This window comes from Niabella hirudinis, from assembly GCF_051201075.1.
In the GTDB taxonomy this organism is placed as follows: domain Bacteria; phylum Bacteroidota; class Bacteroidia; order Chitinophagales; family Chitinophagaceae; genus Niabella; species Niabella hirudinis.
Map to the genome: position 1 here is coordinate 900,247 of NZ_JBPEHJ010000001.1, position 9,286 is coordinate 909,532.

At 46.0% G+C, this 9,286-nt stretch carries 7 protein-coding genes; 4 read left to right on the top strand and 3 right to left on the bottom strand.

The genetic code is table 11. The features are described 5' to 3' along the window. Positions 1-24 precede the first annotated feature (24 nt). On the bottom strand, positions 25-1,488 hold the full coding sequence (locus GGU45_RS03365; protein ID WP_435222000.1) for a glycogen synthase: 1,464 nt from the start codon (positions 1,486-1,488) through the stop codon (positions 25-27). A 99-nt stretch (positions 1,489-1,587) separates the two neighbouring features. On the opposite strand from GGU45_RS03365, the gene GGU45_RS03370 reads away from it, so the two are divergent. From GGU45_RS03370 to GGU45_RS03380, 3 genes are all read left to right on the top strand, one after another. Further along, positions 1,588-3,078: an MFS transporter gene (locus GGU45_RS03370; protein ID WP_435222002.1), complete on the top strand. Its 1,491-nt coding sequence runs from the start codon at positions 1,588-1,590 to the stop codon at positions 3,076-3,078. Between the two features lie 21 nt (positions 3,079-3,099). Beyond that, positions 3,100-4,065, top strand: a complete 966-nt coding sequence (locus GGU45_RS03375; protein ID WP_435222003.1) for an ROK family protein — start codon at positions 3,100-3,102, stop codon at positions 4,063-4,065. 73 nt (positions 4,066-4,138) lie between these two features. Further along, on the top strand, positions 4,139-4,627 hold the full coding sequence (locus GGU45_RS03380; RefSeq protein ID WP_435222005.1) for a VOC family protein: 489 nt from the start codon (positions 4,139-4,141) through the stop codon (positions 4,625-4,627). Positions 4,628-4,955: 328 nt separating this feature from the next. Here GGU45_RS03380 and GGU45_RS03385 read toward each other — a convergent pair whose 3' ends face one another. Continuing rightward, positions 4,956-5,594 carry a DUF4136 domain-containing protein gene (locus tag GGU45_RS03385; protein WP_435222007.1) on the bottom strand — a complete coding sequence of 213 codons (639 nt, stop codon included), beginning with the start codon at positions 5,592-5,594 and terminating at the stop codon, positions 4,956-4,958. Positions 5,595-5,774: 180 nt separating this feature from the next. Between GGU45_RS03385 and GGU45_RS03390 the strand changes: the two genes are divergently transcribed. Further along, positions 5,775-7,670 carry a redoxin domain-containing protein gene (locus GGU45_RS03390; protein ID WP_435222008.1) on the top strand — a complete coding sequence of 632 codons (1,896 nt, stop codon included), beginning with the start codon at positions 5,775-5,777 and terminating at the stop codon, positions 7,668-7,670. Positions 7,671-7,790: 120 nt separating this feature from the next. Here the strand turns inward: GGU45_RS03390 and GGU45_RS03395 are convergent, their stop codons facing one another. After that, positions 7,791-8,861 (bottom strand): IS110 family RNA-guided transposase, encoded by a 1,071-nt coding sequence (locus tag GGU45_RS03395; protein ID WP_435222010.1) that lies wholly within the window; start codon positions 8,859-8,861, stop codon positions 7,791-7,793. Positions 8,862-9,286 lie beyond the last annotated feature (425 nt).

A 9,286-nucleotide genomic window follows, 5' to 3' on the forward strand; every position in this document is an offset into this window, starting at 1 on the left:
GTAACTGTTTATGCGGGCATTATTTTATTGTTTCGGTTGCAGCGATTCATAGATCCGGATATATTGTTTGGCCGACATATCCCAACCATGGTCGATGGTCATCATGCGGCTGCGCATTGCATCGTAAAGATCATGTTTATTGGTGTACAGGTCTATTGCCCGGCCCACGGAATAGGTAATATCGCTTACGCTGGATTGCTCCATCTTAATTCCGAAGCCTCCCGGATCGCCATAATCAACCACTGTATCTTTAAGCCCTCCAATATTCCGCACCATGGGCACCGTCCCATACCGCAGCGCATATAGCTGGTTTAGCCCGCAGGGCTCTACCCGGCTGGGCATCAGCAAAAAGTCGGACCCGGCATATAACAAGTGGCTCAGCCCCTCATTATAACCTATATAAGCATTAAAATAACCTTTAAACCGGTTCTTCATCTGGTCCAGCTGGTTTTCAATTTCCGGGTCACCGGAACCCAGGATCAGGAAATTTGCTTTCCCCTGGTATTGATATATGGACTGGCCAATGGCATCCGGCAGCAGGTCGGCAGCCTTCTCTCCCACCAGCCGGCCGATGAATGTAATCAATGGCTTTCCGGGATCGAGCCCGAACTGGGCAGCCAGCTCTTTTTTATTTTTTTCCTTACCGGGTATTACATGTTCATTGTCGTAGTTCCGGGTAATAAAGCCATCTGTTTGCGGGTTCCACACATCCGTATCAATACCGTTGATAATACCAATACTTTTCCCTTTTTCATATTCAAAAAGGTTTTCCAGCCCGTTGGCCGCATGCTTTAGCTCGTTCATATAGCTGGGGCTTACCGTAGTTACTTTCCAGGCACATTTGAGGGCCGAGGCCATGGGGTTAATCGCATTATTCCAGTCAAGCAATCCCCGGTTCCAGGAATCGTAGGCCGGCAGGTAATAATATTTGTCCCAGCCAAACTGCCCCTGGTATTCCCCATTATGGACGGTAAACACCGTGGGCACATTACCCAACTGATAACGAAAAGCATAGGCATGGCGCGCCATAAAGGGGATGAGCCCTGTATGATGATCATGACAATGGATTACGTCCGGGGAGTGTTGCCAGCGGCCGATCCAATCGCAAACAGCCAGCTGAAAAGCAATGAACCGTTCCGTATCATCTTCATAGCCGTAGATCTTCTCGCGGTCAAGCTTCCCGTTAATATCTACCAGGTAAAGATCAAACCCAAGCTTGTTTGTTTTTTCCTTTATAACACTGTACTTAAACCACTCGTTCCCTAATGCCTGTCCGCCTTCATGCACCAGTTCCCACTCATTCTGATATAAGAACTTTGTCCGGTACATCGGCATCACTACCTTGGCCACGTGCCCCAGCTCATTCTGGTATTTTGGCAAGGCCCCCACCACATCCCCCAGTCCGCCGGCTTTGGCCATGGGATAACACTCGGCTGATACATGAATTATTTCCATAATACTAATTTCTTCCGTTACTAATGTAAGCATTATTTATAAACGAATAGAAATTGCAGCGGAAAGAATTAAAATTTTTATTTAGATGATAACTATTTACATTTACTTTCTGTAAAACTATAAACGATTGACATGAGTAATCAAACGACAAAGTGGTCTCAATTTGGAACGCTCATCATTGTGTTTTTCTTTTGGGGCTTTGTTGCCGCCAGTAATGATATCCTGATTCCCGTTTTTAAGGAAAAACTTCATTTAACCCAGGTTCAGTCGCAGATGGTTTCTTTTGCTTTCTATGTAGCCTATACCATCGGGTCGCTGATCTTCCTGCTGATCAGCAGTGTTATCGGAAAAGACCTGCTGCAAAAGATCGGCTATAAGAATGGCATTTCATTGGGGTTGATTATTTCTGCCTTGGGTACCCTGATGTTTTACCCCGCCGCAGAGCAGGAATCTTTTTCTTTATTTATTGTTGGTTTATTTATTGTAGGCCTGGGTTTCTCCCTGCAGCAAACTGCGGCCAACCCGCTTGCCATTATCATGGGCGATCCTAAACTGGGCTCCCAGCGTTTAAGCCTTGCAGGAGGCGTCAATAATTTTGGCACCACCATTGGGCCCCTCGTAGTCAGCTTTGCCATCTTCGGATCGGTTACCGCCTCAAGTTCCAATGCCGACATCCAGAGCATTAAAGTCCCTTACCTGATCTTAGGCCTGGCATTCGTTATTGTTGCCATTATCTTCCGGTTCTCTTCTGTGCCTAATAAAATTGATCTTGAATCGGTTGACACAACAGATAATGTTGAGCCGGATGGCAGCAAACAATCGCTGGAACCGGAAATCCTCAAAACGCCCCCGGCCCGCCATTCGGTATTGGCCTACCCGCAGCTGGTGATGGGGATGATCGCCATCTTCTTATATGTAGGCGTAGAGGTAAGCACCGCGGCCAACCTTCCCGAATTTATGAAAGAGCATTTACAGACACCCACCGACAAGATCGCGCCCTTTGTATCACTTTACTGGGCCAGCCTGATGATTGGTCGCTGGACCGGGTCTGTAGGCGCATTTGATCTTTCCAAAAATGCAAAAAGCATTTTGCGATTCCTGATGCCTTATATTGCTTTTGGAGTTTTCCTGCTGGTGAATAAGATCGCCAATCATGATATTACTCCTTTTTATATATACGCCTTATTAATCGTAGGCCTCATCGCCTGCGACATTTTAAGTAAGGGAAACCCGGCCCGGCAATTGCTGATCTTCAGCTGCATGGGTATCCTGGCCTTACTGATCGGGATATTTGCCGATAAAATGACCAGCGTATATGCCTTTATTTGTGTGGGACTGTTCTGTTCTACCCTTTGGCCCTGCATTTTTACCCTCTCAATTGCAGGTTTAGGCAAATTTACCAATAAAGGGTCCAGCCTCCTCATCTTTATGATCATGGGAGGCGGTTTTGTAAGCCTCTTCCAGGGCTGGCTGGCAGCCCCGGAGCACCTGGGCATCCAGCATTCATACTTTGTTGGTGTGGCTTGCTTTGCGTATCTTGCCTTTTACGCAATAAAAGCAAAAGCAACCCTGAAGCAGCAAGGCATCGATTATGATGTCAAAACTTCCGGAGGCGGGCATTAATATTTATAAATGGAAAATGATATGGGAATATTAGATTTGTCAAGTGACCTGGCGATTGGGATTGACATAGGTGGCACCAATACAAAGTACGGCATAGTGAATCACCGCGGTGAAATTATTGATAAGGGGGACATAAAAACAGATGCATTCCCAACCATTGAGTCATTTATCGACGGGCTCTACGAAGCGATGAAACCCATCATCGACAAAAACAGTTCAATAGGGATCAAAGGCATTGGGATGGGTGCTCCCAATGGGAATTATTATACCGGCACCATCGAATACGCGCCCAACCTACCCTGGCGGGGAGTGATTCCTATCGCTAAACTGGTAAGCGAAAAATTTGGTATTCCCTGTACGCTCACCAATGATGCCAATGCTGCTGCTATGGGCGAAATGATGTACGGGGCCGCCCGGGGGATGAAGGATTTCATTATGATTACCCTGGGTACCGGTGTGGGCAGCGGTATTGTAGCCAACGGTCTGATGTTGTATGGCCACGATGGATTTGCAGGCGAACTGGGGCATGTTATTGTGCGCCCCGGAGGTCGCAAACATTGGAGCACCGGGGCACATGGTTCGCTGGAAGCCTACTGCTCCGCTACCGGCATCGCCATTACTGCCAAAAAACTAAGGGCCGAAAATATTCACTCCGCGCTCAATAATGTTCCGGAGGAACGCCTCGATTCCCTTGCCGTGTTTGAGCTGGCAGAAAAAGGAGATGAAACGGCAATGGAAGTATTTCGCTACACGGGGCAGATACTGGGTGAGGCATTGGCTAATTTTATCATGTTCTCTTCGCCGGAAGCTATTATCCTGTTTGGAGGGGTTATCAAAGCAGGCGATTATATTATGAAGCCCACCAAGGAGCACATGGAAAAAAACCTGCTGCCGATTTTCCAGGATAAAGTAAAGCTGGTGTTTAGTGAGCTGAAAGAAGCCGACGCTGCCATACTGGGCGCCAGTGCGCTTGCGTGGGAAGCCTGATGTTCCGGGTTTAAAGTTCCGGGGCCGGCGGACAGAACCTGAAACCTGAAACGTGAAACCTGAAACAAAAATTATGGATTACAAAATTCCGCCCGCAACTAAAATAGGGCATGTACATCTCAAGGTTTCCGACCTCCAGCGATCCATCGGTTTTTATTGCGGCCTGCTGGGGTTTGAGGTTACTACGATGTACGGCAGCCAGGCGGCATTTATTTCTGCCGGCGGGTATCACCATCACATTGGCCTTAATACCTGGTACAGCAAGGATGCGCCTCCCGCACCGGCAAAAGCGCCCGGTCTTTTTCATACGGCCATTCTTTATCCCACCCGGAAAGACCTGGCCAATATCCTGTACCGCCTCATACAGGAGCAATACCCTTTGACCGGTGCGGCAGACCATGGCGTATCAGAAGCATTGTATCTGGATGATCCGGATGGGAATGGCGTTGAACTCTATTGGGACCGGCCGAAAGAAGCATGGCCAAAGCATGCCGACGGAAGCCTCGAAATGTATACCCGCGAACTGGACCTGGGGCGGCTGTTAGAAGAACGGAATGAGTGAGGTTCCAGGTTTAAAGTTTCAGGTTGGAGCCGTTTTTATACTCGATGTGCAATAACTGAAAACTGAAAGCCGCTTCAGGTCTGATGATTTGTTCCAGTATTTCCACTCCCGATTGATCGCATACGCGTCAAGTTAGCATGCAAACTGTACCCGCCGCATAGCGGTAGATGAATATTGTAAGAGCGGGTTTTAACCCGTCTCGCCATCCCATATTTTACATTCCCGAAGGGTGAGGCAGAACATGAAACATTAAACCTGTAACAAAAAATAGGCCCCCCGTTAAAAATAACAGAGGGCCCGTTGTAACTACCAAACCAAACTACGCTCTTTAATATCGATCGCTGCTGCGTGTATTCCTTCTGCGGTTGTCATACCGGTTGTCATATTTTGTACCGGACTCCCATTTCCGGAAAATGGCATCCACGATCCGGTTAATTTCCCTTCCGGAGATCCGGCGGCTGTTCACTTCATCCGTTGCCCATCCCTGCATCACGGTTTCATCGGTACGGGCATCTGCCATGGTTACAGTGATCGTGCCTTCCTTTGTTGGTACTTCATAATTATCATATCCCATAAACCGGGAAGGATAATACACATTATAAAACCGGCGGCTATAAGGGTTATAAAAAGTACGGAAACCACCCCAGCTATACCTGGAGTCGGATTCAACCCTCGAACTCCGTTCCACCAACACATCATAGCTTAAAATCACATCCGGGTTGCGGGATACTTCCCGCCATCCCATACGGGACTCAAGGCGGCCGGAAATAGCATCGCGGATCTGGTTTTCCATCATCGTGCTGCTGCCGGAGCGACCCCGGCGATCTTTCTTCTCTGCCCAGGCAAAACTCCGGTACCGGTCAAAATTGGCATTCCGGGATGTTTCCACATGTGCTGAAGGGCCACAGCCCCCCAGCACCAGGATCACGGCTGCCAACCCCAAAAATTTTATGATACGGCTTTTCATTTTCTTTCCATTTTCTACAGGTAAGACGCTGAAAACACCCGGGAGATAACAAAAGGCATGCAAATTATTTGTGAAAAAAAAGACCATTTCCGGCCCCTGCCTTGTATAATATCTCTTAAAAAATTAATACAATCAACTACATTTGTAGAAACCAATACATTCACCGGAAATTTATTAAAAATGAAAAACCTTTTGCTTTCTGCCGCCCTGCTCATAACCGTTCAGTTATGCGCACAATCAAACTTAATTGTTAGCCCCGAACGCCCCCAGGCAGGTGATGCCGTAAACATTAGTTATGTACCCGGCGGCGATCTGAGCGGAACGGCCAAAACACCGGATGCTTATGTATTAAAAATGGGATCCGGGGGCCAGGAAATGGAAGATCTTCTGTTAAAAAAGACAAATGGGCGGTATACGGCTACCATCCAGACAGATACAGCCCAAACCCTGCTGGCATTTGGATTTTCCGTTGATGATAAAAAAGACAAAAACGCGGACAGCGGGTACCTGGTGCCGCTTTATAAAGGCGACAAAATCAAAAAAGGCGCCTATGCCGGCGCTGCCCAGTTCTATAACAACATCGCAGAATGGAAATTCGGGCTGAAAACAGACGCCGGCCGGGCCCGGGACAGCTATCAAAAAGAAATGGCACTATACCCCGAAAACAGGGAATCCCTGATAGCCGGCTACCTTTTTACACTTTACCGCACCGACAAGGAAAAAGCCATCACCGCAGCGCAGGCTGAAATTGAAAAAACATTAAAGGAGGGACTAAAAACCGAAGAAGATTATACGAAAATCTTTAACTTATATGGACTATTGCGGTTTCCCCAGCAGCAGGCTTTTTGGGGAAAACTGAAAAAAGAAAAACTCCCTCCCAATAAGCTGACCCAGCAGGACTATTATGCAAAATACATGGCCGAAGCCGATCTTCAAAAAAAAGAAGCGATAGTTGAAGCGGTATCAAAAGCAGCAGCTTCCGAAAAAAATCCGGACAGCTATAGCAGCCTGATCAATTATATGCAGCGGCAGATCCTTACCACCTATGCTTCAAAAAAAGACTGGCAAAACTTTAAACGGTATGCCGCTACATTCAGGGATGAAAAAAATAAAATAAATGCCTACAATTCCGTAGCATGGAAAATGCAGGAAGACAGTAGCAGTGATCTTGCATTGGCGGCAGCGCTTTCGAAGGAAACCGTGGATTATGCCCGGGCAGATCTAAAAACGCCAAGGGATCAAAAACCAAAAATGCAGCTGAAAAAAGAATGGATGCAGCAAAAAAAAGACGACTATGCCACTTATGCCGATACTTATGGTATGATCCTGTACAAGCAGGGACAATACAAAAAAGGGCTTCCCTTTGCGCGTGAAGCGGCGTTAACCATTAACAATGGATCAAACGCGAACGAGAACGGCACCTATGCCCTGCTGGCTGAAAAAGCGCTACCGGCTAAAAAATACAAGCCGCAGCTTGAAAAATTTGTAAAAGAAGGAAAAGCCAATGAGGCCATTAAGGAAGTACTAAAACGAGCCTATATTAAAGAACATAAATCGGACGAAGGCTTTGCCGGTTATATGACTACATTGGAGCTGGGCGCCAAACAAAAAATGATGGAAGAGCTACGGAAAACCATGAAGAATGACCCCGCTCCTCAATTTGCCCTCCAGGATCTTTCGGGAAAAAAGATAACGCTTACGGACCTCAAGGGCCAGGTTGTGGTGGTAGACTTTTGGGCCACCTGGTGCGGCCCCTGCAAGGCCTCTTTTCCGGCCATGCAAAAAATGGTGCAGCAATACAAAGACAACCCCGGCGTCCGCTTCTTGTTTGTAGACACCTGGGAAACGGTTGAGGACAAACAAAAGAATGCCACCGATTTTATTGCAAAAAACAAATACGATTTCCAGGTTTTGATGGACAATGACAGTAAGGTGGTAGCACAGTTTAACGTAACCGGGATCCCCACAAAATTTATAATTGGTAAAGACGGCAATATCAAGTTCCAGGCTGTTGGTTTTAACGGGGACGAGCACCTGCAAAAAGAGCTGGAAGCGATGATTGAACTGGCAAACTAAGGAGAGCGCCACAAAGCGTGAAATAGATCATTGAGGCCACAAAGATTCTGTGTTAAGAACCAAAATATTTTTTAATTTTGTGTTTTAGGCGGCTTTATGCCAGCCTGTGTAAGAGAGCAATTATTTAATATTGCTCTTTACTTTTTTTATTTCTATTTCAGCGTTTTCTGGCTGATTTTGCGTTTTCAAATAATCGTTGTTATACTTTTCTTGTTTTTTAAATAATGTGTACATCAGTTCTAAGATCTTTCTTTGCACTGCTACGGCCGCTTTCATTTTGATACCGTGTTTAGCGACTAATCTTGCAAAGACACCCTTGAAACGCTCATCATGCCTGATAGCTGCTAATGCCGGCATATGCATGGCTTTTCGTAAATATTTATTTCCCCGTTTCGATATTTTAGGCTTGCCTTTTACCGAGGTTCCTGATGTCCTTTCTTTCACATCCAACCCTGCATAGCTGGCCAGTTGTCTTTTGTTTCTGATCAAATCAAAGCCATTGGTCTCTGCCAAAACCGTTGCCGCTGTCAATAAGCCCACTCCCGGAATCGAAGCTAATAATTCCACTATAGCGTCTATTTTTTCGTTTGATTTGACTAATTCGTTGATGTCAGCAACAACCTCTCCAACCTGTTTGTCTAAAAGCGCTATATGCTTGTTCAGCCGGGCTATGGTGCCTTTTAGCGGGAACATTTCTGCCTGCTCGGCGTGAAGCTGATTCTTAGCTATGGTGCGGATTTGCACTATCTGGTCCCGCTCCCTTACCAATTGACGCATTTGTTTATATACCGGATCCGGCGGGCTCCAATTATTTAATTTTCGTTCTAACCCAAACAAGGTAATGCCCTCTGAGGCTGTTTTATCCGTAACTGTTTTTACATCCAGGGTTCTGAGGTAATTGCTGATCTTATTCGGTAGCACAATACTCAGTGACGGAGCATGCAAATAAAGATAGTAGGCTAACTTTTCATGATATACACCGGTGGCTTCCATTACATAGTGTACATCAACACCATCCCCGGACCACTTCTTTACCCATTTCAGCAACAACTCAAAGCCTTTTGTATTGTTAGTGAACGCTTTATAAACATGTACTTCCGGGCTTAAATCATCGTGCATCCGACCAAGGGCTACTACCAACTCGTTTTGCGCTATGTCAATACCACAAACCTGCTTTACAATTTGTCTCATACCAATACTTTTAAATAAAAAAAATAAAGTGAAAAATCTCCCTTCGTTTTGTCTCCTGGCTGGATACTCTGGTTCTGTCGCGATAAATGGACATTCCTTACATTCTGTTCAAACTCGAAGAGATAAAAAAGAGTGAGGTTATATCTCTGTGAGAACATACTATGAAAGTTGTTTAGACACTAATTAACTCTCACTCTTTTTCACTTTATAAGCTCTCAAATCTATTGGTATCTTTAATCAAAATCTCAAAAAACTTAAAAAAACAAACATAGGAGCCACGAAGGCTCAAAGAAACACGAAGCGCTTGAACGGCATCACTGCGTCTTTGCTCCGTTGCGCCTCCGCGCGAAATAAACTACAACGGGCGGCAAAACTCAACCGCAAAGCGCGCCATGAACCGCAAAGGTTTAAAATCTTAGCGAACC

Coding starts and splice junctions, on each gene's coding strand:
- GGU45_RS03385 (WP_435222007.1), bottom strand. CDS start 5,594: ATGAAAAGCCGTATCATAAAATTTTTGGGGTTGGCAGCCGTGATCCTG.
- GGU45_RS03395 (WP_435222010.1), bottom strand. CDS start 8,861: ATGAGACAAATTGTAAAGCAGGTTTGTGGTATTGACATAGCGCAAAAC.
- GGU45_RS03390 (WP_435222008.1), top strand. CDS start 5,775: ATGAAAAACCTTTTGCTTTCTGCCGCCCTGCTCATAACCGTTCAGTTA.
- GGU45_RS03370 (WP_435222002.1), top strand. CDS start 1,588: ATGAGTAATCAAACGACAAAGTGGTCTCAATTTGGAACGCTCATCATT.
- GGU45_RS03375 (WP_435222003.1), top strand. CDS start 3,100: ATGGGAATATTAGATTTGTCAAGTGACCTGGCGATTGGGATTGACATA.
- GGU45_RS03380 (WP_435222005.1), top strand. CDS start 4,139: ATGGATTACAAAATTCCGCCCGCAACTAAAATAGGGCATGTACATCTC.
- GGU45_RS03365 (WP_435222000.1), bottom strand. CDS start 1,488: ATGCTTACATTAGTAACGGAAGAAATTAGTATTATGGAAATAATTCAT.